16 protein-coding genes and 1 pseudogene are annotated in these 23,274 nt (G+C 44.4%); 8 read left to right on the forward strand and 9 right to left on the reverse strand.

Going from position 1 to position 23,274, the window contains the following annotated elements:
- Window positions 1–13: 13 nt before the first annotated feature.
- The 6 genes from QK890_RS15875 to QK890_RS15900 form a co-directional block, all read right to left on the reverse strand.
- A complete protein-coding gene (locus QK890_RS15875; protein WP_005810031.1) occupies window positions 14–703 on the reverse strand; it encodes a 16S rRNA (uracil(1498)-N(3))-methyltransferase in 690 nt (229 codons plus the stop codon).
- A gap of 5 nt (window positions 704–708) precedes the next feature.
- Complete coding sequence (locus QK890_RS15880; protein ID WP_005775764.1) at window positions 709–1,278, reverse strand: bifunctional nuclease family protein; 570 nt, start codon at window positions 1,276–1,278, stop codon at window positions 709–711.
- Window positions 1,279–1,280: 2 nt separating this feature from the next.
- A complete protein-coding gene (locus QK890_RS15885) occupies window positions 1,281–2,540 on the reverse strand; it encodes a nucleoside permease (RefSeq protein WP_032538140.1) in 1,260 nt (419 codons plus the stop codon).
- A gap of 339 nt (window positions 2,541–2,879) precedes the next feature.
- Window positions 2,880–4,058, reverse strand: coding sequence for a class I SAM-dependent rRNA methyltransferase (locus tag QK890_RS15890; protein WP_032539655.1), 1,179 nt, complete (start codon window positions 4,056–4,058; stop codon window positions 2,880–2,882).
- 27 nt (window positions 4,059–4,085) lie between these two features.
- Entirely contained in the window at window positions 4,086–4,733 is a 648-nt protein-coding gene (locus QK890_RS15895; RefSeq protein ID WP_005775769.1) for a 3'-5' exonuclease, read from the reverse strand.
- 6 nt (window positions 4,734–4,739) lie between these two features.
- Entirely contained in the window at window positions 4,740–5,375 is a 636-nt protein-coding gene (locus QK890_RS15900; protein WP_005810024.1) for a DUF5063 domain-containing protein, read from the reverse strand.
- 112 nt (window positions 5,376–5,487) lie between these two features.
- On the opposite strand from QK890_RS15900, the gene QK890_RS15905 reads away from it, so the two are divergent.
- The 3 genes from QK890_RS15905 to trxB are packed head-to-tail and all read left to right on the forward strand — an operon-like array spanning window position 5,488 to window position 9,647.
- On the forward strand, window positions 5,488–7,977 hold the full coding sequence (locus QK890_RS15905) for a DNA translocase FtsK (protein WP_005775772.1): 2,490 nt from the start codon (window positions 5,488–5,490) through the stop codon (window positions 7,975–7,977).
- A gap of 24 nt (window positions 7,978–8,001) precedes the next feature.
- Complete coding sequence (locus tag QK890_RS15910) at window positions 8,002–8,643, forward strand: LolA-like putative outer membrane lipoprotein chaperone (protein ID WP_005810020.1); 642 nt, start codon at window positions 8,002–8,004, stop codon at window positions 8,641–8,643.
- Between the two features lie 56 nt (window positions 8,644–8,699).
- Window positions 8,700–9,647 (forward strand): thioredoxin-disulfide reductase, encoded by a 948-nt coding sequence (gene trxB, locus QK890_RS15915; protein WP_005775774.1) that lies wholly within the window; start codon window positions 8,700–8,702, stop codon window positions 9,645–9,647.
- Window positions 9,648–9,980: 333 nt separating this feature from the next.
- Here trxB and QK890_RS15920 read toward each other — a convergent pair.
- From QK890_RS15920 to QK890_RS15930, 3 genes and pseudogenes are all read right to left on the reverse strand, one after another.
- Window positions 9,981–12,424 (reverse strand): annotated as a pseudogene (locus tag QK890_RS15920) (beta-N-acetylhexosaminidase).
- Between the two features lie 45 nt (window positions 12,425–12,469).
- Window positions 12,470–13,171 (reverse strand): Crp/Fnr family transcriptional regulator, encoded by a 702-nt coding sequence (locus QK890_RS15925; RefSeq protein WP_005775777.1) that lies wholly within the window; start codon window positions 13,169–13,171, stop codon window positions 12,470–12,472.
- A 547-nt stretch (window positions 13,172–13,718) separates the two neighbouring features.
- On the reverse strand, window positions 13,719–15,908 hold the full coding sequence (locus tag QK890_RS15930) for a glutamine synthetase III (protein ID WP_005775778.1): 2,190 nt from the start codon (window positions 15,906–15,908) through the stop codon (window positions 13,719–13,721).
- A 211-nt stretch (window positions 15,909–16,119) separates the two neighbouring features.
- On the opposite strand from QK890_RS15930, the gene QK890_RS15935 reads away from it, so the two are divergent.
- The 5 genes from QK890_RS15935 (at window position 16,120) to QK890_RS15955 (ending at window position 23,261) form a co-directional block, all read left to right on the forward strand.
- The gene (locus tag QK890_RS15935; protein WP_005810014.1) at window positions 16,120–18,339 is read left to right on the forward strand and encodes a DUF5686 family protein; all 2,220 of its coding nucleotides are present in this window, start codon (window positions 16,120–16,122) and stop codon (window positions 18,337–18,339) included.
- 209 nt (window positions 18,340–18,548) lie between these two features.
- Window positions 18,549–19,664 carry a retron St85 family RNA-directed DNA polymerase gene (locus tag QK890_RS15940; protein WP_032539654.1) on the forward strand — a complete coding sequence of 372 codons (1,116 nt, stop codon included), beginning with the start codon at window positions 18,549–18,551 and terminating at the stop codon, window positions 19,662–19,664.
- Between the two features lie 141 nt (window positions 19,665–19,805).
- Window positions 19,806–21,599 carry a 30S ribosomal protein S1 gene (gene rpsA / locus QK890_RS15945; protein ID WP_005775782.1) on the forward strand — a complete coding sequence of 598 codons (1,794 nt, stop codon included), beginning with the start codon at window positions 19,806–19,808 and terminating at the stop codon, window positions 21,597–21,599.
- Window positions 21,600–21,722: 123 nt separating this feature from the next.
- The gene (locus QK890_RS15950) at window positions 21,723–22,637 is read left to right on the forward strand and encodes a ribonuclease Z (protein ID WP_032539653.1); all 915 of its coding nucleotides are present in this window, start codon (window positions 21,723–21,725) and stop codon (window positions 22,635–22,637) included.
- Window positions 22,638–22,709: 72 nt separating this feature from the next.
- Window positions 22,710–23,261, forward strand: a complete 552-nt coding sequence (locus tag QK890_RS15955) for an RNA polymerase sigma factor (RefSeq protein ID WP_005810008.1) — start codon at window positions 22,710–22,712, stop codon at window positions 23,259–23,261.
- Window positions 23,262–23,274 lie beyond the last annotated feature (13 nt).

The following is a 23,274-nucleotide window of genomic DNA, read 5'->3' on the forward strand; positions in this document are numbered from 1 at the left end:
TTAGTTCTGTAAATTACATATTCATTGTATGGCAAGCCACTAATGCCGCCGTTTCTGTTCGTAGTCGTGATTTGCCTAAACTGATCGGGATGAATCCCTTTTCGATGGCTTTTTTCACTTCCTCTTCGCTGAAGTCGCCCTCCGGCCCGATCAATACTAATGTATCTTCTCCTTTTTTCAGTACATCCTTCAGGAGAGGTTTCTCTCCTTCATAACAGTGGGCTATGAATTTTTGTCCTGAGAAGTCTTTTTCAATGAACGAATTGAAGTCAGTCATTTCGTTCAACCGGGGCAAGCGTGCCTTTAATGATTGTTTGATGGCCGATACCAATATCTTTTCGATACGTTCCGTCTTGATCACTTTTCGTTCGGAAAAGCGACAGTTCAGAAACGTCAATTCATCGAAACCTATTTCTGTCGCTTTTTCAGCGAGCCATTCATTACGGTCCATATTCTTGGTCGGTGCCATGGCAATATGCAGATGGCCCTGCCATAAAGGCTCTTGATGAATAGTTTCTTTAATATTCACCAGGCAACGTTTATTGGTTGCTGCACTGATCTCTGCCCGATAGAAGTTTCCTTTACCGTCGGTCAGGGTGATTTCGTCTCCGGCTGTCAGACGGAGCACACGCACGCAATGCTGCGCCTCCTCTTCCGGAAGCTCAGCATTGGTTTGTATATCAGGGGTATAAAATACGTGCATATCTTTTATTTATGTCGGTTTATCTCATCACGCAGTCGGGCGGCAAGTTCATAATTCTCTTCTTGAATGGCCTTGCTTAAGGCTTCTTCAAGGGAAATGATGCTGACTGCCTCCGTACGTGAGTTATCATCTTCTTCCGGTGAATCAGGACGTTCAGCACCGTCTGTCATCCGAATGCATTCGCGTTCAAGGATAGATTCATATATAAATATGGGGCAATCTGCCCTCACGGCCAATGCTACCGCATCCGAAGTACGTGCGTCTATCCGGATAATCTCTTCGTCTCTTTTAAAGTAGATATACGAATAAAAGACACCTTCTTTTGCTTTATAAATCAGTACCCGGAGCAAAGATGCTCCCAGAACATTCAAACACGAGTAAAATAAATCGTGTGTCAGCGGGCGAGGGGCTTTTATTCCTTTCAGGCAAATGGCTGTGGCTTGCGCTTCGGCTGGTCCTATTATGATAGGTAACTGCCGTTCGCCATCTACTTCTCCCAGTACCATTGCATAGGCACCCACCTGCGCCTGGCTGTTAGAAATGTTCAATACCTGTAGTTCTACTTTCTTATCCATTGTTAATTATTCACTTTCTTAAGTTCTCCCGGTTGATGTTTGTATCTGAAGACAACGGCAAATAAAATGCCGATGGCCAGTGCGTATGCTGCAAATATAAACCAGATGGTCGGCCAATCTCGGCTTACCAACATTCCGTTTTCGTATACGGAGAATGCGTCCACTACAGCACCGCTGGCATATCCTCCGATGACGGCTCCAAGTCCGTTTGTCATAATGAAGAACAAGCCTTGTGCGCTGGCCCTTGTCTCAGGTTTTGTTTCCAATTCAACAAATAAAGAACCGGAAATGTTGAAGAAGTCAAATGCCATACCATATACTATCATGGATAAAATCAGCATCCAGATGCCCGTACCCGGATCACCGAATCCAAACAGCCCGAATCGGAATACCCAGGCGAACATACTGATCAGCATGACACGCTTGATTCCGAAGTGTCTCAAGAAGAAGGGGATGGCCAGGATAAACAGGGTCTCGGACATTTGTGAGATAGATAGTAGAATTACCGAGTGTTTGACACCAAAGGAATCTGCAAATTCGGGTATTTTGGCGAAACTACCCAGGAATGCATCACCATAGGTATTTGTAATTTGCAATGCCGCACCCAATAGCATAGAGAAAAAGAAGAAAATAGCCATCTTTTTTCTTTTGAACAGGCTGAGGGCATCAAGTCCGAAAGAAGATAATAAAGTTTTATTTTCATTCTTCGCCGGTGGACAGGGAGGCAGCGTGAAAGAATATATCCCCAAAAGTAAGGCTGAACTTGCTCCTACATAAAGTTGTGCACTGGAGTTCTTGAATCCTGTAAGGTCTACTGCCCACATGGCACAGATGAAACCGATGGTTCCCCATACGCGGATAGGCGGGAAATCCTTTACTAAATCACATTTATATTGTTCAAGTGCGTTATATGAAACTGTATTGGCAAGGGAAAGGGTAGGCATGTAAACCATCAGGTTGAGTAACATGGCCCAATACATTTGATTATAGTCGGTAGCGGTGGATGCGTAAAACAAACAGCCGGCTCCTAATAAATGACAAATACCATAAAGACGTTCGGCGTTGAACCATTTATCGGCAATAATACCGGTTATTCCCGGCATGATGATAGATGCGATTCCCATTGTAGCGAAGATAGCTCCGATTTGTCCACCTTCGAAATGGAGGCCTCTTTCCATATAGCCACCTAATGAAATTAACCACGACCCCCATACAAAGAATTGCAGGAAGTTCATAATAATCAAACGATTTTTTATATTCATAACTTTATTGATGTGTTTCCCGTCGTGCCAATATATGGCAGATCAGCTGCAAATATAATATTTTTAGTTGACAGAGTGGAAAAAGCACGGGATAAAAGGGAGGAAGAAAGGGAAAAATAGCAAAAGAAAATTGGAAATGCAAAGAAGGAAAGGGTATATAAAAAAAGAAGGCTATCTATCCCAGACAGCCAATCTTTATTAACCTTAAATCTAATACCATGAAAAACACATTGCAAAGATAAAGGGTTTTATGTTATAGAACATAACGATTTGGTGAAAATCTTCTGTTTGTTAACTCATATTAACTTTGTAGCTTCTGCTTTTATGCTATTAAGGCGATTATTCGACATACAGTACCAATCCTTTGAGATATTCGCCTTCCGGATGATAGATATTTACCGGATGATCTGCTGGTTGAGTCAACTGATGCAGTATGCGTACACTTCTACCGGACATGGCTGCTGCTGTGAATACAGCAGTACGGAAATTATCTTTGGTCACTACCTGTGAACAAGAGAAGGTGAACAGGATACCGCCCGGTTTGATTTTCTCAAATGCTTTGGCATTAAGTTTGCGATAACCTTGGAGGGCGTTGCGCAATGCGTCTTTGTGCTTGGCGAATGCCGGCGGATCGAGGATGATCAAATCGTATTGGTCGCCCATGCGGTCGAGATATTTGAAAGCATCTTCTGCAAAAGCCGCATGACGGGTATCACCCGGGAAATTTAATTCTACATTTTTATTAGTCAAATCAATGGCCTTGGCAGAACTGTCTACCGAATGTACCTGTTTGGCACCTCCACGCATGGCGTAAAAGGAGAATCCGCCGGTGTAGCAGAACATGTTTAATACCGAACGGTCTTTGGCATAACGTTCCAACAAAGCACGGTTTTCGCGTTGGTCTACGAAGAATCCCGTTTTTTGTCCTTTCAGCCAGTCTACATGGAACTTTAATCCATATTCCTGAGCGATGTTGTCGTTACTTCCTCCTTTGAGGAAACCGTTTTCCGGAAGAAGGTCCGCTTTGAATGGCAAAGTCGTTTCCGATTTATAGTAGATGTTTTCAATCTGGTTGCCCATTACTTCGGACAATGCTTCGGCAATGGCCATGCGGTCTACGTGCATGCCGGCAGAGTGTGCCTGCATTACGGCGGTCCGGGCATAAACATCGATAACAAGTCCTGGCAGGTTATCGCCTTCTCCGTGTACCAGGCGGTAAGTGTTGTTAGTCGGGTTGGTAGCGATGCCGATGCTGCGTCGCATGTCATAAGCCACTTCCAACTTGCGTTTCCAGAAGTCATGGTCGATCTCTTCTTGTTTAAAGGAAAGAACACGTATGGCAATGCTTCCGATTTGGAAATGCCCTTTAGCTATGAATTCTTTTTTTGAGGTATACACTTCCACTACTTCTCCTTCTTCGGGTTCGCCGTCGAAGTGAGCAATGGCCCCGGAGAAAATCCAGGGATGGAACCGTTTCAGTGAGTCTTCTTTGCCGGGTTTAAGATATACTTTATGCATAAATTTATTATGTTGTTTTTATTTTTATCATTGATCCGAACCTGCTTTCACCGTCTCTACGGTTTCTTCTTCCGGGGCCAGTTCGTAATTACCCGTACGCTTTAGGTCTTGCAGTAGGTGGTATATGTTGAGGCAAGCCCATGCGTCTGTAGCTGCATATTGCTTTTGGGCATCCGTCAGTACATCTGCTTCCCAATTGGAAAGACGTTGTGATTTTGAGATTTTTTCCCTGAATAAGATACCGTATATCTTTTGCAGGCTTTTATCCTGAATGCCGAACGGACGGACATACTCTTGCAACTCGATGCATGCCTGCTGGTTGAAAGGAGCCCGTTTATGCAACATCATAAAGTCGTCTTTCAACGAGAGTCCTACTTTGATCACTTCCGGATTTTCAAGCAACTCTATGATGGGTTGGGTCAGCCCGGTCATGTTCAGGCGGAACAGGAAGCAACATTCGTCAGATGAAATCTGGAGCAATGCTACTTTATGGGAATGTCCTTTGGTGAATGAGGGACGGGTTTCGCTGTCGATGCCCAGAATTGCCTGGGATTGCAGATAAGCCACTGCTTTTTCCGCTTCACTTTCAGTTTGTATTACATGAATCCGTCCGGGGAATGCCGCTTTGGGCATCTCCTTCACCTCTTCTTTGCTTATGGTTCTTTTTAAAATCATATTCGTTTATTCATCGTCGTGGCAATGACAGCCATGATCGTGACAATGGCAGTCGTCATCTTCACAGTGACAGTCTTCATTGTTTTCGGGTTCGTATTCATCCTCCTCTTCGTCTTCTCCCCGGGCCTTCGGACTATATTTCACGTCATGCAGGGCACGCATGGTATTTACCAGTTTTTGTCCCCACAAGAGTCCGAAGTTTTCCTGGCAAATGGCAAGGGAGTCATTCATCGTCTCGTTCAATCCCAGTTGAAATACAAAGATAAAATCTTTAATATCCTGATAGATATCGGCCAGGTCTTCCGAAATATTCTTTTTGATGGGTTCATCGCTGTAAGCCATGTCGGGTAGGAATACTTCCAGATAGTCGTCCTTTTCCGCCAATACGGATGCCAGGTTGATGCGCAACACTTCGTATATTTCTTCCGTCACATATGTTTCCGGTGCTTCGTCGCCTATCATTTCGCATTTTGGAAGCATGGACGCTTTTAGATAAAGTAAAGGAAGAATTTTCAGGGTGGTGTCAACAAACATACTACGTTTCATGCCTTCGGCACGTTCCAGAAAAGCGCAGAACTCGGCAGCTACCGTAACGAATTCTACCACATTCTTATCAAATATTACTTGGCTTTCTTTTTTCATATCAGCTTGAATTGAAACGCAAAGGTAAGAAAAAGTTGTGGGTAGTCCAATGAAATTCTTTTTTTTACTACTTTTGCATCATTAATCATATAGCTTAAGATTCTTCATCCACATGGCAAAAAAGAAATCAGATAAGGAAGCAGAACAGAAGCCGGCTTCCACTAATAAGTACTTGGCTTTCTTCAGAAACGAAACAATCCACTTTGTGATCGGATTGGTATTGGTCATCTTTTCAGTCTATCTGTTGCTGGCTTTTACCTCCTTCTTTTTCACCGGAGCAGCCGACCAGAGTATCATTGATAGCGGGAATGCCCAGGATCTTGCTGCTGTAAATAATCATGTAAAAAACTATGCAGGTTCCCGGGGAGCTCAGCTGGCAAGTTATCTGATCAATGACTGTTTTGGTGTCTCCTCTTTCTTTATTTTGGTTTATCTGGCTGTAGCCGGATTGAAGCTGATGCGTGTGCGTGTGGTGCGTCTTTGGAAGTGGTTCATCGGATGTACGCTGTTGCTCATTTGGTTTTCCGTTTTCCTGGGCTTTATTTTTATGGATCATTATCAGGATTCATTCATTTATCTGGGTGGATTGCATGGATATAATATCAGTAACTGGCTTATTTCGCAGGTCGGTATTCCCGGTGTTTGGCTTATTCTTTTGGTGACAGGCATTTGTTTTCTTATATATATGAGTGCCCGCACAGTCATCTGGTTGCGTAAGCTTTTCACTCTTAGTTTCCTGAAACGTAAACAAAAAGAAGAACATTCAGAGGTGAAGCAGGATTCCGATCCCCGTGAATATGATAATCCGAAACCTCAGGAAGTGGAATTCGATGTTAATCGCACTTTCCGTCAGGAGGTACCGGTGAAGAAGGTGGAAACTCCTACCGTATCCGATCTGCTTGTCGAGTCTCCTTCTGAGTCTCCAATAGTTACGGAAAGCAGAAATACGGCAACCGATGGTGATGTCACCATGACTTTCGAACAGACAACTCCTGATCCTGTGCCCCCTTTTCGGGCAGAGTCGGCAGATAACGGGCCTGAGTTTGAAATAGAGGCTGCTGCCGATGACGAAAGTTATCAGGGAACGGAAACCGAACCCTATAATCCAAAGTTGGATCTGGAAAACTATCATTTCCCTACTATCGATTTGATGAAGCACTATGAAAATAGTGAGCCTACCATCAATATGGAGGAACAGAACGCAAATAAAGACCGTATCATTAATACATTGCGTAGTTTTGGTATTGAAATCAGTACGATTAAAGCTACGGTAGGTCCTACGGTGACTCTTTACGAAATCACTCCGGAACAGGGAGTGCGCATCTCAAAGATTCGTGGGTTGGAAGATGATATCGCTTTAAGCCTTTCTGCCTTGGGTATCCGTATTATAGCTCCTATACCGGGAAAAGGTACAATCGGTATCGAGGTACCTAATTCAAATCCTAAGATTGTTTCGGGGCAGTCCATCATCGGCAGTAAGAAGTTTCAGGAATCGACTTACGATTTGCCCATTGCGCTTGGTAAGACCATTACGAACGAGGTATTCATGGTAGATCTTTGCAAAATGCCTCATGTGCTGGTGGCAGGTGCTACCGGACAGGGTAAATCTGTCGGTTTGAATGCCATCATCACTTCATTGCTCTACAAGAAGCATCCTGCCGAACTGAAGTTCGTTCTGGTGGATCCTAAAAAGGTAGAGTTCAGTATTTATTCTGTTATTGAGCATCATTTTCTCGCGAAGCTTCCCGATGGTGAGGATGCTATCATCACCGATGTGACCAAGGTGGTGCAGACCCTCAACTCAGTCTGTGTAGAGATGGACAGTCGTTACGATCTGTTGAAAATGGCACATGTACGCAATATCAAAGAGTACAATGAGAAATTCATCAACCGCCGCCTGAATCCGGAGAAAGGGCATAAATTTATGCCTTATATTGTGGTAGTCATCGATGAGTTCGGAGACTTGATCATGACTGCCGGCAAGGAGATCGAGTTGCCGATTGCCCGTATTGCGCAGTTGGCACGTGCCGTAGGTATCCACATGATTATTGCAACCCAGCGTCCGACTACAAATATCATTACCGGTACTATCAAAGCCAACTTCCCGGCGCGTATTGCGTTCCGTGTGTCGGCCATGATGGACTCACGTACCATCCTTGACCGTCCGGGAGCCAATCAACTGATTGGGCGTGGTGATATGCTTTTCTTGCAAGGGGCCGATCCGGTGCGTGTGCAGTGTGCTTTTATCGATACGCCGGAAGTGGAAGAAATTACCAAATATATTTCACGCCAACAAGGATATCCTACCGCTTTCTTCCTGCCCGAATATGTGAGTGAAGACAGCGGAAGCGATCTGGGAGATGTCGATATGGGGCGCCTCGATCCTTTGTTTGAAGATGCTGCCCGCCTGATCGTAATTCATCAGCAAGGGTCAACTTCGTTGATACAGCGTAAATTCTCCATTGGCTACAACCGTGCCGGACGCTTGATGGATCAGCTTGAAAAGGCCGGCATTGTGGGTCCTTCGCAAGGAAGCAAGGCGCGCGACGTACTTTGTGTTGACGAGAACGACCTTGAAATGCGTTTGAACAATATTCAATAATCAAACGTTAAATGAGTGTATACAATGAAGCAGATTATAATTAGCATTTGGATAGCTTTACTGACTTTGCCTGTGTTTGCGCAACAACAAATGCAGGCAAAGGTTGTGCTTGATAAAACGGCAGCCACATTTGAGAAAGCAGGGGGTATTCGTGCGGGATTCAACGTGACGGTGTTCAATAAAGGCCGGATGGCGGGACAATCTGCCGGAGTCATTGAACTCAGGGGAGAGAAGTTCGTGCTGAAAACGGACGATGGTACCACGTGGTTTGATGGCAAGACCCAATGGAGTTATCTGGCAGGTAGTGACGAGGTCAATATCAGCAATCCAACCGGAGTCGAACTGCAAAGTCTTAATCCGTACGCACTTTTGCAGATTTATCGCCATGGTTTCAGCTATAAGCTTGGAACACTGAAGAATTTTGGTGGCAAATCGATTTATGAAGTGGTGCTGACTGCTACCGACAAGAAACGGGATTTATCACGAATTGTGCTTTATGTCAGTAAAGACACTTACCAGCCACTCTTCATTCTGATGGAACAACGTGATAAGAGCCGTAGCGAAATCACGGTGACCAGCTATCAGGCAGGATTGAAATATGCCGACAGTATGTTTGTGTTTGATAAGAAGCTCTATCCTCATGCCGAGGTGATCGATCTCCGATAGGTCAAGAGGAGTAACTTCGATCGTTTATTATAAATCGTAGAATGTAAAATAGGAATATGGAAACAGAAAGAATTAAATGCCTTATTATAGGTTCAGGACCAGCCGGCTATACAGCCGCTATTTATGCAGGACGTGCAAATTTGTCACCGGTGCTTTACGAAGGAATACAACCGGGTGGACAGTTGACCACGACTACCGATGTAGAAAATTTCCCGGGCTATCCTCAGGGAATCAGCGGACCGCAATTGATGGAAGATCTTCGTACACAGGCCGAACGATTCGGTGCCGATATCCGTTTTGGAATCGCTACTGCTTCCGACCTTGGCCAAGCTCCCTACAAAATCACGATTGATGGTGAAAAAGTAATTGAAGCCGATTCATTGATTATCGCTACTGGTGCCACAGCCAAATACTTAGGTTTGGATGATGAAAAGAGATATGCCGGTATGGGGGTCAGTGCTTGTGCTACTTGTGACGGATTTTTCTATCGCAAAAAGGTAGTTGCTGTTGTGGGTGGTGGCGATACCGCTTGCGAAGAAGCCATCTATCTGGCCGGACTCGCTTCTAAAGTCTATTTGGTTGTACGCAAACCCTATCTTCGTGCTTCAAAGATCATGCAAGAGCGTGTGATGAAGCACGATAAGATTGAAGTCCTTTTCGAGCATAATGTAGTCGGACTCTTTGGAGATAACGGTGTAGAAGGTATGAATCTCGTAAAACGTTGGGAAGAACCGGACGAAGAACGTTATTCGTTGCCTATCGACGGATTTTTCCTTGCCATCGGTCATAAGCCTAATTCGGACATTTTCAAACCTTATCTGGATACCGATGAGGTGGGATATATCATCACTGACGGTGATAGTCCCCGTACTAAGGTTCCCGGAGTGTTTGCGGCTGGCGATGTAGCCGATTCACACTATCGCCAGGCTATTACTGCTGCAGGAAGCGGCTGTAAGGCTGCCATTGAGGCCGAGCGTTATCTGTCGGAGAAGGGTTTGATCTGATAGTCGTAAGATATTGTTTATTAATATACCGGACGCAACCATGCTTGATAAGAGAGCTGGTTGCGTCCGGTAGTTTTTTTATAACTTCTTATTTCTTTATTGATTTTGCGAGATCAAGCCCCTATGGCACCCTGCAAATTCGTCTTGTTCAATTCTATATGTTGTATCAGAGTCATCTCAGGCTTGATTCTGTTTTATATTTATCACTTATCCGGATAGATGAAGTTCTTTTTCCGGTAGTTTTCATTTCACCACCGATTAACAGATTACATTGAGAAGAAGATAATTGGGATTATTTATTTTTATGTAATCGTCAATCGATGGAAAAACAAATTAGTATACTTCAATTTCGTCCAGATACAGGTTTGCCTGAACCACCTCTTTGCTGCCCGGGTCTTTTACGAAGTCGATGCCGTTTCGCAAAGTACCGCCATTCTGAAGGGTGACTTTGAGATAGGTTACTTCTCTCGGTTCGAAGGCTAAGGTGTCTGTAAATGCCTTTCTGCCTCTTTCCGGATAGTTGCGTTTGAAGGAAGCTTCTGCGACTTTGCTGTATTTTTGTCCGTCGGAAGAGGTTTCGATGGTGGCAACACTCGGAGGGAGGATAACTGACGCAGGGTTGTATAGAGAACCGAAGACTACTTTGCTGACAGTAGTGGGCTCATCGAATTCGACGATGAATACCATCTCTTTGCAGTTATCATCCATCCGGAATCCGCTCCACGGAGTCATAGAGGCGGTGTTGCCGCGTTTACCGTTGGTAAGCCCGAAGGTACTTATGTCCGTGCCGAGAACGTCATTTTCACCAAAGATGTCGCCTTTGGCACCTCCAATGGCCGGAGTGACTGTGAAGCTCTTTCCGCTGATCAGGTTGCCGTACAGTTTCTTTCCGGTGACCTTGCCCAGCATCTGTCCGTCTTTGAAAGCGGCTGCTTTCACTTCAATTTCGCCCGAGAGGGTGAAAGGGCGATTGTAGAGGGCCGATTCTACGGTTGGAGTACTTCCATCTGTTGTATAATGAATTTCCGCATTGGGATAAAAGCTTTCCAGTATCACTTTTAGCGTATCACTCTCGTCTACATGAGTATTTATGTTCACATCGAAGAAATTACGGCAGGCTTTTACATTCTTCACGTCCATTCGCCGGAAATCTTCAACCATGCGCTGGCAGAAGTCATTCCAGTTTTTGTTTGCGTTCAGTGTCCAACCGGTTTCGGCAATAGCTATTGCGCGCGGGAAGGCTTGATAGTCGCGGTTATTGTCGCTCGGCATGTATTCGGTCCAAATGTTGCCTTGTACTCCGATGATGTGTTTTTTTACCAGGTCGTCTGCATCGTCCGGTACCGGGTTATAACTGTAGGTCTTTTTAAGTGTATTATATCCGCCGATAGTAACGGGGGCTATCTCCGGTTCTTCCTGATATTGATCCAGATAAGCGTATGGATTCGGAGTCATAATAGCGTTGTGACCGGCTTTGGCTGCATTCATTCCGCCTTCTACTCCCCGCCAGGACATGACGGTAGCATTCGGGGCCAACCCGCCCTCCAGGATTTCGTCCCACCCGATGATGTTGCGTCCTTTGCTGTTCAGGTATTTCTCCATGCGGGTGATGAAGTAACTCTGTAATTTCTCCTCTTTGGTATGCTTCTTCCCGTCAATAACGTTGGGAGTGACATCGTCTTTCAGTCCCAGTTGTTTAATCAGTGACTGGCAATATTCACTTTTGATCCAGGCCGTTTTCGGACATTCGTCACCGCCTATGTGGATATATTTGCTTGGGAAGAGATCCATTACTTCGTCCATCACTCCTTCAAGGAACTCGAAAGTGGTATCCGAAGGACAGAATACCTCTTCGAATACGCCCCAGGTTCCCGTCACATCGCATGTACTGTCCGGTGTACACGAAAGCTCCGGATAAGAAGCGATGGCAGCTATTGCATGTCCCGGCATTTCGATCTCAGGGATTACAGTGATGAATTTACTGGCAGCATAGTCTACAATGTCCTTGATCTGTTCCTGTGTATAATATCCGCCATGCTCTTTGCCGTCGAATATTTGCGGATAGTTCACATAATAATAGTCTATCAGTGTCTCTTTGCGCTTGGAGCCTATCTCGGTCAGTTTCGGGTATTTCTTGATTTCAATTCTCCATCCCTGATCATCGGTCAGGTGCCAGTGGAAGGTATTCATTTTATGCATGGCCAGCATGTCAATGAACTTATATACATATTCCACTGGAGAGAAGTGGCGGCATACGTCCAGCATCATACCGCGGTATGCAAAGCGCGGGGCGTCTTCTATCTCGACAGCCGGCACTGACCATTCTGCGTTTTTTACTTTCTCTGTGCCATATACGGCGGGAGGAAGCAATTGGTAAAGGGTCTGTAAGCATAGAAAAATCCCTTGGGGGTGGAGGCGCTGAGAGTGATATTCTGCGGTGTGACCGAGAGTTTATATCCTTCTTCGGGCATTCCGTCCTGGGGGACAAAGCGGATGACGGGCTCGTCCGTTATGTTTTCGAAAGTCTGTTTCATTGTGATTCCGGACGTCAACTTCAATCGGTTGATAAGGCTGTCGGCAATGGTCTGTACTTCCGGTGTGCAAGCAGTAGTGATGACTCTTACTTTTTTACTTATTTCAAATCGCCCCTGTTGGGGAATCATTTGGTTGGGCAACGGAACGATATTGTACTCGTTCACGATGGCTTCTTTTGACTGTTTACATCCGGGGGCGATGAAAAGTAGAGACAAAAGAAGAAGAGTAATTCCTTTTTTCATGGTCTGATAAATATGTGTTAAGTTATTAAATAGTGACGAAGCGTCTTAACCGATTTTGCTGATCTTCTTAAGCTTTTCTTCGTCAATGATCTTGATTTTTCTTCCGTCGATGGTGATCAGGCGTTCGGTTGCGAAGTTGGACAACGTGCGTATGGCATTGGAAGTTGTCATATTCGACAGATTGGCCAGGTCTTCACGGGACAGATAGATACTCAGGGTAGAGCCGTCTTCCTCCAGTCCGTAACTCTCTTTAAGGAAGAGTAGCGATTCGGCCAGACGTCCGCGGATATGCTTCTGGGTCAGGTTCACAGTTCTTTCGTCAGCAATACCGAGGTCAACAGACAACTGGCGAATGAAAAACATGGCCAGGTCGTTGTTCTGGCCGAGCAGTGTCATGATGGCACTCATGGGAATCAGGCAGATAGTTGAAGGTTCGAATGCAGAAGCAGCGGTCACATAGTCTTCTTTGGCAAAATAAGCCCGGTAACCGAAATATTCCGTAGGTTTTATCATGCGGATAATCTGACTTCTGCCTCCTACACCGTCTTTGTAGATTTTAACTTTTCCGCTAAGGAGACACATCAGATAGGCAGGCGATTCGCCTTCGCAATAGATTGTTTCGTTCTTTTTGTAATTCTGAAGAGTGAAATTATTGGCCAGGAACTCTCTCTGCTCTGCGTTTAGAGGAGCCCACATCTCTGCAATACGTTCGGGAACGTTTATTTCTGACAAATTCATCTTTACCATGACTGCTGCAAAACTGTGTTATAAAGCACAAATGTAGAAAGAAAAAATGAAAAACGGAATAGTTTTGGGAAAAGTTTGCCATGTTGGCATTGCAATACCGCAGATTCCACAGATGTATGCAGGGTTTATTTCTTTCATTACAGAAGTAGAGAGGGCACAGTGAAACTATATTTTTGAAGATATATTCATAAATGATTAAAAGCCTGTGAACTCTGTATCTTTTGTATTGCATTCTTTGGCTGTTCCTTGTATACCTTTTGATCTCTATATCTAAAACATCCGGGTGTTTATGATGATAACATCCCCATGTTGTTGTGTAAAACATCCGGATGTTTTATGGTAAAACATGAGGATGTTTTAAGGTGAAGGAATTAGTGCTTGTAGTGGAACATTTATAAATAAAAAAAGAAAGTGTGTCGAAACTCACCACAGAGTAACACAGAGTGAATTTTAAGTCATTGATTATCAGTATTGATAATCTGTGATAATCTGTGTAACCTGTGGTGAAAAGACTTTTGACAGAGTCCTATTCTATAAAGTATAGGGCTTACTTTGTGAATAGTAGTTCTCTATACTTCGGTAACGGCCAGATTTCGTCGTCGATTTCCATTTCCAGGTGGTCAATATGATCGCGTATGCTTTCCAGATAGGGACGTACGGTCTCTTCGTAGGCAAATGCTTTTTCCTTAAAGTTCTCTTTATGGTTTGCCACTTTGCGGGCCTCTGTCATGTCGCGTACCAGTACCTTGATGGCAGACACACGGTGCGAGATTTCTTTGATAAGCTCTTTCCGGTCGGCACTCATGATTTCGTATTCTTCTGCTGGGAAGATCTCTTTCATTCTGCAAAGGTTTTCCAGCAAGCGGTTCTGATAGCTGACAGCAATGGGGACAATGTGGTTGATGGCCAAGTCACCCAATACACGACTTTCGATCTGTACTTTCATGGTGTACTTTTCAAGTTCCACTTCCAGGCGGCAGGCAAGTTCGGTTTCGTTAAAGATGCGTTCACCGATCAGTACGGCTCTCGATTGGTTGTCCATGTAGTGCATCAGGGCTTCCGGTACGTGGCAGATGTTTGTCAGTCCGCGACGAGCAGCTTCCTGCTTCCACTCTTCCGAATAACCGTCCCCTTCGAAACGGATGGGTTCGGAGGCGATGATATTTTCCTTCAGGATGCGGAAGATGGCTTCATCCTTGCTAATGCCTTCTTCCATCAGTTTGTCTACCGATGCTTTAAATTCGTTCAACTGGTTGGCCATGGCAGCGTTGATGGCAATCATGGCAGCGGCACAGTTGGCCGATGAACCTGCGGCACGGAACTCAAAGCGGTTTCCGGTGAATGCGAATGGAGAGGTGCGGTTACGGTCGGTAGTATCGAGCAAGATTTCGGGGATACGTCCGATGCCCAGTTTCAGGGTAGTCTTCTCTTCCGGAGTCATTTTGGAATTGGTCACCTGGCGGACAATTTCGTCCAGAGTAGCCGACAGTTGCGAACCCAGGAAGATGGATAAGATGGCTGGAGGGGCTTCATTGGCTCCCAAACGGTGACTGTTTCCGGCGCTCATGATCGAAGCACGCAACAGGTCCTGATTTTTGTGAACCATCATCAGCACGTTGACCAGAAAGGTGAGGAACAACATGTTTCCTTTTGGGTTCTTGCCCGGTGCAAAGAGATTGACACCTGTGTCAGTACAAAGCGACCAGTTGTTATGTTTACCCGAACCATTGACACCGCTGTATGGCTTTTCGTGGAAGAGTACGGCGAAATGATGCTTGCGTGCGATGCGCTTCATCAGATCCATCACCAGCTGGTTATGGTCATTTGCCAGGTTGCAGTTTTCGAAAATGGGGGCCAACTCAAACTGGTTGGGAGCTACTTCGTTGTGACGGGTTTTCACCGGTATGCCCAGTTTGTGGCATTCTATTTCAAGCTCTTTCATAAAGGCTGTGACACGTGGAGGGATGGAGCCGAAGTAATGATCTTCCAATTGCTGATCCTTAGCCGAAGAGTGTCCCATCAGGGTACGTCCGGTCAGTCGGAGGTCAGGACGCGCATTATATAAAGAGGTGTCGACCAGGAAATATTCCTGCTCCCAACCCAGATTGGTAAATACGCGGGTTACGTTTTTGTCGAAAAGCTGGCACACTTCGGTGGCAGCTTTGTCAACGGCGGCCAATGCTTTCAGTAACGGAGTTTTGTAGTCGAGCGCTTCGCCCGTATAGGAGATAAAGATTGTCGGGATACAAAGAGTGGTGTCTACCACAAAAGCCGGTGAGGATACATCCCATGCTGTATATCCGCGGGCTTCGAATGTATTTCGGATTCCGCCGTTGGGGAAGGAAGAAGCGTCCGGTTCTTGCTGGATCAGTAATTTTCCGGAGAAGCGTTCGATGACTTCACCGTCTTCGCCAAACTCGATAAAGCCATCGTGCTTTTCGGCAGTTCCGTCCGTCAGTGGCTGAAACCAGTGTGTATAGTGTGTCACGTTGAGCGATTTAGCCCAGCTTTTCATACCATTGGCTATCAGATCGGCCATCTCACGGCTGATGGGTGTACCTTTTTCGGTAGCGTCTACCACTGCTTTGTATGCTTCCTTGGGAAGATATTCCTGCATCTTCTTGCGGTCGAATACGTGGCTGGCATAATAATCGGATAGTTTGTTTGAGGGAGTGGTAACTTCTAAGGGCTTTCTGTTAGATAGCTCTTGTAATGCGAAAAATCTCATTTTTGACATAATGGTGCCTTTTTTATCGGTTGTTGGGCGCAAAATTATGTGTTTTTTCTGAGATAACCCCTATTTTTATAGGGGTATTTTCTATAATTAGTCTCTTTTTTAAGATGACACCCTGTTTTAAGAAGGTAGATCGGATTCGTATAAATCATTAATTTATTAGTCGTATAATCGGATTTTTTTTATATTTGCCTTGAATAAAGGAGATTACTATTTGAGATACAAGATATGGATATGGGTGTTTGGGCTTGTCTTGCTCTCTTTTTCACAAAAGGGAGTGGCTAACGTTGTTCTTGATCCTCAGACCAAACGTCCGATTTCTGCCGATTCCATTTTAAATAATGTGATGACCTTTGCCCCGTTTTATGAAAAGTTGGTGACCGACTACCGAGCCGACCTCTATATAAAAGGTACGATGGACATCAAACGCAAAAATTTTATTCTCCGGTATGTGCCTTCCATGTTCCGTCTTCAGAAAGGAGTGCGCCAGTATATGGTGGAAACATATAGTGACCTGCATTTTACGGCTCCTAATATTTATGACCAAAAAGTGAAAGCCTCTGTAGGTACGGTACACAATAGCCGGGGAGTGCCGGGTATGCTGGAGTATTTCAATATCAACCTCTATTCGTCTACGCTGCTTTATGATCGGTTGCTTTCGCCCTTGGCCAAAAATGGACGGAAGTATTATAAGTATCTGATTGATTCCATTATGGGTGGGACAGATAACCGGCAGTATAAGATACGGTTTATCCCCAAAAGCAAAAGCGACCAGTTGGTGGGCGGGTATATGATTGTGAGCAGTGATGTATGGAGTGTCCGCGAGATACGATTTTCCGGCAGGTCGGAGCTTTTGCTGTTCAGTTGTCTGATAAAGATGGGAGGAGTTGGAGAAGATGATGAATTTCTGCCTGTCAGCTACAATGTCGAGGGACAGTTTAATTTCTTGGGTAATCGTATCAACGGGGTTTATGTGGCATCACTCAACTACCATGACATCGTACTTGAAGAAAACCAGAATGAATGGAAAGAAAAAGTGAGGGCAAGGACAAAAGGAAAAAGTAAATATGATCTTTCAGACTCTTACAACCTGCAATGTGAGACTGCTTCTTATCATACGGATAGTGCCTACTTTGAAACATTACGGCCTATTCCCTTGTCGGAAAGTGAGCGTAAATTGTACGAGGAAGATGCGCTGCGTAAAGACACCATTCAGCGCAATATCAAGCCAAAGAGTAAGAGCCAGGTGTTCTGGGGACAGGTAGGAGATGTGCTGATCAGTGATTATAAATTGAATCTGTCCAATTTGGGAAGTGTGAAGTGCTCGCCCATAATCAATCCTTTCTTATTGAGTTACAGTGGGAGTAACGGGCTTTCTTACAGGCAATCGTTTAAGTACAACCGGCTTTTTAAGCACGACCGGCTGTTGCGTGTGGTGCCTAAGTTGGGTTACAACTTTACGCGCAAGGAGTTTTATTGGTCTGTCAATTCCGAATTTAATTATCTGCCCGAGAAAATGGGGACCTTCCACGTGGACTTTGGTAACGGAAACCGGATTTACAGCAGTGATGTGCTCGATGACCTGAAGGCCATACCGGATAGTGTATTCGATTTCAACCAGATTCATCTGGATTATTTCTATGACTTATACTTTAACTTCAGGCACAGTATCGAAATTATTAATGGACTGGAATTGAGTGTGGGCTTTTCCACCCATAGACGAAAAGCCGTGAAACCCTCCAAGTTGGTTCCATTGACCAAGAGCCTGGAACTTCCCAACGAAGATATTCAGGGAAAAATCAGGAATACCTATTTAAGCTTTGCTCCCCGGGTCCGGTTGGAGTGGACCCCTTGCCTTTACTATTATATGAACGGCCATCGTAAGATCAACCTGCGTTCTAAATACCCCACTTTTTCAATAGACTGGGAGAGGGGTATCAAGGGGGTGTTTGGCAGCACCGGGCAATATGAACGTCTGGAGTTTGACCTGCAACACCATATCCCTTTGGGACTGATGCGTAATATCTATTATCGTTTTGGTTTCGGTATGTTTACTAACCAGAAAGAAATGTATTTTGTTGACTTTAATAATTTCACCCGTAGCAATCTTCCTGAAGGTTGGAATGATGAAATTGGCGGAGTATTTCAGCTTCTTGACCGACGTTGGTACAATGCTTCACGCAAGTACATACGGGGGCATTTCACCTATGAAGCTCCTTTTTTACTTCTAAAGCATCTGATCAAGTATACACGCTATGTGCAAAACGAACGGTTGTATGCAAGTATATTATCGGTACCCCATCTTCAGCCTTATATTGAGCTGGGATATGGAATCGGCACTCACATTTTCGATTTCGGCGTTTTCGTAGGAAGTGAGAACTGGAGGTATACCGAGGTTGGCTGTAAATTTACGTTTGAGTTATTCAACCGCTAATTTTATTCTTGTTATTATTTGTCGGGGAGGAGAAAACCTTTATCTTTGCCCGTAAGAGGATGAGATAAAGATTTAGCAAAAAAGAGGTGCAGTCGCCTCGTGAATTCAGGGTCTTTCTGGATTTCTTTATTAAGATACTCATAATAAAGAAAAGTAAATACTCTCATCCTCTTTTTTACTTGCTTCTATATATTAATTAAGGTATAAGGATGGAACTACTTTTAGCTATTGTGATTGTCGTTACCGGTTGGCTGGTTTTTAGTATCATTCGTTCAAGTAAAGGCCAGGAAGGATATAAAAGATGGAAAGCCGGAAACTATGCCGGTGAGAATCCTTATGCTAAAGAGAAGAAGGAAAGTGTTTCGTCCCTGAAGAATATTTTTGGTAGGAAAGCCGTGGCTTTCGGCTCAAAGCGGTTCGATGCCGGAGCTGTCAGTTGGTGTGCCAGTTTACTTGGAGTCAAAGAAGACACGTTGAGAGAGGTGCTGGATTATGTTCCGAGGCAATACACCCAGTTCTATATAAAGAAGAGAAGCGGAGGAGTCCGGATCATTACAGCTCCCCAAGGTCAGTTGCGAGTTATGCAGCAGACCATTTACCAACGAGTTTTATTGTTAGCCAATGTGCATCCTGCTGTTACCGGATTCTGTCCTGGTAAATCTGTATCCGATAATGCGCGGGTTCATTTGGGACGAAAAAATGTATTGAAAGTAGATCTTCATGACTTTTTCCCTTCCATACGTTCGCCCAAAGTGAGAGCGACATTCAGGGAGATGGGATATTCACGTCCTATAGCGAAAGTACTGGCGGAACTCTGCTGTTGTAACAGGTGCCTTCCGCAGGGTGCGCCTACAAGTCCGGCTCTCAGCAATATTATTGCTTATCCGATGGATAAAAAAATGATGGCGTTAGCCGATGAATACGGGCTGGTCTATACGAGGTATGCCGATGACCTGACCTTTTCGGGAGATTTTCTGCCGAAGGATAAAGTCTTGTCACGGATTGATCAGGTTATCAGGGAGGAAGGGTTTACGATGAATGTGAAGAAAACCCGTTTTCTGCCTGAGCATAAACGTAAGATAATTACCGGAGTATCAGTTAGTTCGGGCACGAAGATGACAATTCCCAAAACTAAAAAGAGGGAGATCCGTAAGAATGTGCATTACGTCCTGACAAAAGGATTGGCCAGTCATCAGGAGCATATTGGCTCCACCGATCCGGTTTATCTGAAGCGTTTATTGGGCAATCTGTGTTACTGGCGTTCCATAGAACCGGATAACCGATATGTATCCGATTCTATCGCGGCTTTAAAGAGCTTGATGTGAGACATACCGATTGTAGCTCTTTTTGATATTTTTTTTGTTATTCTTTTCTAATTCAAGAAAATAGTTCTATCTTTGCGCCCGATTTATATAATCAATATAATGTCTTATTTAATTAAAGAATTACTAAACAATTAATTATTAATGGAAAACTTAAAGAACGTTGCTCCTATTGAAGACTTCAACTGGGATGCGTATGAAAACGGCGAGAGCTTCGCTGGTGCCAGCCACGAAGAACTTGAAAAAGCTTACGACGGTACGCTTAACAAAGTAAATGACCGTGAGGTTGTTGACGGAACTGTAATCGCAATGAACAAACGTGAAGTTGTTGTGAACATCGGTTACAAATCAGACGGTATCATTCCTTTGAATGAATTCCGCTACAATCCTGATCTGAAAGTAGGTGACACTGTAGAAGTATACATCGAAAACCAGGAAGACAAAAAAGGACAGTTGGTTCTGTCTCACAGAAAAGCCCGCGCTACCCGTTCTTGGGATCGCGTTAATGCTGCTCTGGAAAATGAAGAAATTATCAAGGGTTACATCAAGTGCCGCACTAAGGGTGGTATGATTGTTGACGTATTCGGTATCGAAGCATTCTTGCCGGGTTCTCAGATCGACGTGAAACCGATCCGCGACTACGATGTATTCGTTGGCAAAACAATGGAATTCAAAGTTGTTAAAATCAACCAGGAATTCAAAAACGTGGTTGTTTCTCACAAAGCTCTTATCGAAGCTGAACTGGAACAACAGAAGAAAGAAATTATCGGTAAACTTGAAAAAGGACAAGTTCTTGAAGGAACCGTTAAGAATATCACATCTTATGGTGTATTTATTGACCTCGGTGGCGTAGACGGATTGATCCACATCACTGACCTGTCTTGGGGCCGCGTAAGCGATCCGAAGGAAGTGGTTGAGCTGGATCAGAAGTTGAACGTAGTTATCCTCGACTTTGATGACGAGAAGAAACGTATCGCTTTGGGTCTGAAACAACTGACTCCGCACCCATGGGATGCTTTGGATCCGAACCTCCAGGTAGGTGACAAAGTGAAAGGTAAAGTAGTGGTTATGGCTGACTACGGTGCATTTATCGAAATCGCTCCGGGTGTTGAAGGTCTGATCCACGTATCAGAAATGTCATGGTCACAGCACCTGCGTTCTGCACAGGACTTCATGAAAGTCGGTGACGAAGTAGAAGCTGTAGTTCTGACTCTGGATCGTGAAGAACGTAAGATGTCTTTGGGTATCAAACAACTGAAACAAGATCCTTGGGAAACTATCGAAGAAAAATATCCTGTAGGTTCTAAACATACTGCTAAGGTTCGTAACTTCACTAACTTCGGTGTATTCGTAGAAATCGAAGAAGGTGTTGACGGATTGATCCACATCTCTGACCTGTCTTGGACTAAGAAGGTTAAACACCCGTCAGAATTTACTCAGATTGGTGCTGATATTGAAGTTCAGGTACTGGAAATCGATAAAGAAAACCGTCGTCTGAGCCTTGGTCACAAACAACTTGAGGAAAATCCTTGGGATGTATTTGAAACAGTATTTACTGTAGGTTCTGTACATGAAGGTACAATCATCGAAATGTTGGATAAGGGTGCTGTAGTTGCTCTTCCTTACGGCGTTGAAGGTTTCGCTACTCCGAAACACCTCGTTAAAGAAGACGGTTCACAGGCTCAGATGGACGAGAAACTGGAATTCAAAGTAATCGAGTTCAACAAAGACGCTAAGAGAATCATCCTATCTCATAGCCGCATTTTCGAAGATGTTGCCAAGGCGGAAGAAAGAGCTGAGAAGAAAGCTGCTTCTAACGCAAAGAAATCTTCTAAGAGAGAAGAAACTCCTGCTATCCAAAATCAGGCTGCTTCTACTACTTTGGGTGATATCGATGCTTTGGCTGCTTTGAAAGAACAGCTGGAAGGTAAGAAGTAATTCAAATCTTTCATAGATTGATATAGAAGGGTATCTCATTCAATGGGATACCCTTCATTTTTTTGTATGTTGAATCATTGCGCTGAACTTTAATTGTCTATCTTTGCAAATACAGTTTGAAAGATGGAAAAATTTGAATTACATATATTGGGTTGTGGGTCCGCATTGCCTACTACCCGGCATTTTGCCACTTCGCAGGTAGTCAACTTGCGTGATAAACTTTTTATGATCGATTGCGGAGAAGGGGCACAGATGCAATTGCGTAAGTCGCGGTTGAAATTTTCGCGGCTGAACCATATCTTCATTTCGCATCTGCATGGTGATCATTGCTTCGGATTGATGGGGCTTATTTCCACTTTCGGGTTATTGGGGCGCACGGCAGAGTTACATATCCATTCTCCAAAAGGATTGGAGGAGTTATTGGCTCCTATGCTTAATTTCTTTTGCCATACGTTGGCATATAAAGTCATTTTCCATGAATTTGACACCAGACAAGCGTCGGTGATTTATGAAGACCGTTCGATGACAGTCACCACCATCCCGCTCCAGCACCGTATTCCCTGTTGTGGCTTTTTGTTTGCGGAAAAGACCCGGCCGAACCATATTATCCGTGATATGATCGATTTCTATAAAGTACCGGTCTATGAACTGAATCGGATAAAGAACGGTGCAGACTACATAACTCCGGAAGGAGAAGTGATTGCTAATGTGCGCTTGACCCGCCCCTCGGATCCTCCCAGACGGTATGCCTATTGCTCGGATACGATTTTCCGGCGGGAGATTGCGGAACAGATCTCAGGTGTTGACTTGCTTTTTCATGAGGCTACATTTGCCGAATCGGAACTGGCACGTGCTAAAGAAACGTACCATACTACAGCCGCCCAAGCCGGCCGGATAGCTGTGGAAGCTGGTGTACGGCGATTAGTGATCGGTCATTTCTCTGCCCGCTACGAAGATGAAAATGTTTTGCTGAAAGAAGCTTCGGCTATCTTTCCGGATACTATACTTGCAAAAGAAAACTTGTGTATAAGTCTTTAATTTCGGGAGATCGATTAAACCTTTGTTGAATAGAATTGTCTAAAATAACATATACGAATTACAAACGAACCTATGAACCCTTATAATGAACGAGAGGTTTTGGCACTCCTTCAGGATGAGAGGACACAGAAGCAGGGATTTGAGCAGATCGTTTCGCAGTATAGCGAACAATTATACTGGCAGATCAGGCGGATGGTACTTTCACATGACGATGCCAATGACCTTCTTCAAAATACTTTCATTAAGGCATGGATAAACATTGACTATTTCCGGGCTGAGGCAAAGCTGTCTACCTGGCTTTACCGTATTGCCCTGAACGAATGTATCACTTTCCTGAATAAACAACGGGCTATGAATACAATTGCCATTGACGATCCGGAGGCCGACGTGACTCAGAAACTGGAGAGCGATCCTTACTTCTCGGGGGATCGGGCAGAGTTATTGCTTCAGAAGGCATTGCTGACCCTTCCTGAAAAGCAACGGATGGTGTTCAACCTGAAATATTATCAGGAAATGAAATATGAAGAGATGTCGGAGATATTCGGCACTTCGGTGGGGGCTCTGAAAGCTTCTTATCACCATGCCGTGAAAAAAATCGAGAAGTTTTTGGAGGAGGCTGATTAAACCTTTTAATATG

The sequence above is a fragment of the Bacteroides sp. NGMCC 1.200775 genome, assembly GCF_040798045.1.
Taxonomy (GTDB): domain Bacteria; phylum Bacteroidota; class Bacteroidia; order Bacteroidales; family Bacteroidaceae; genus Bacteroides; species Bacteroides hominis.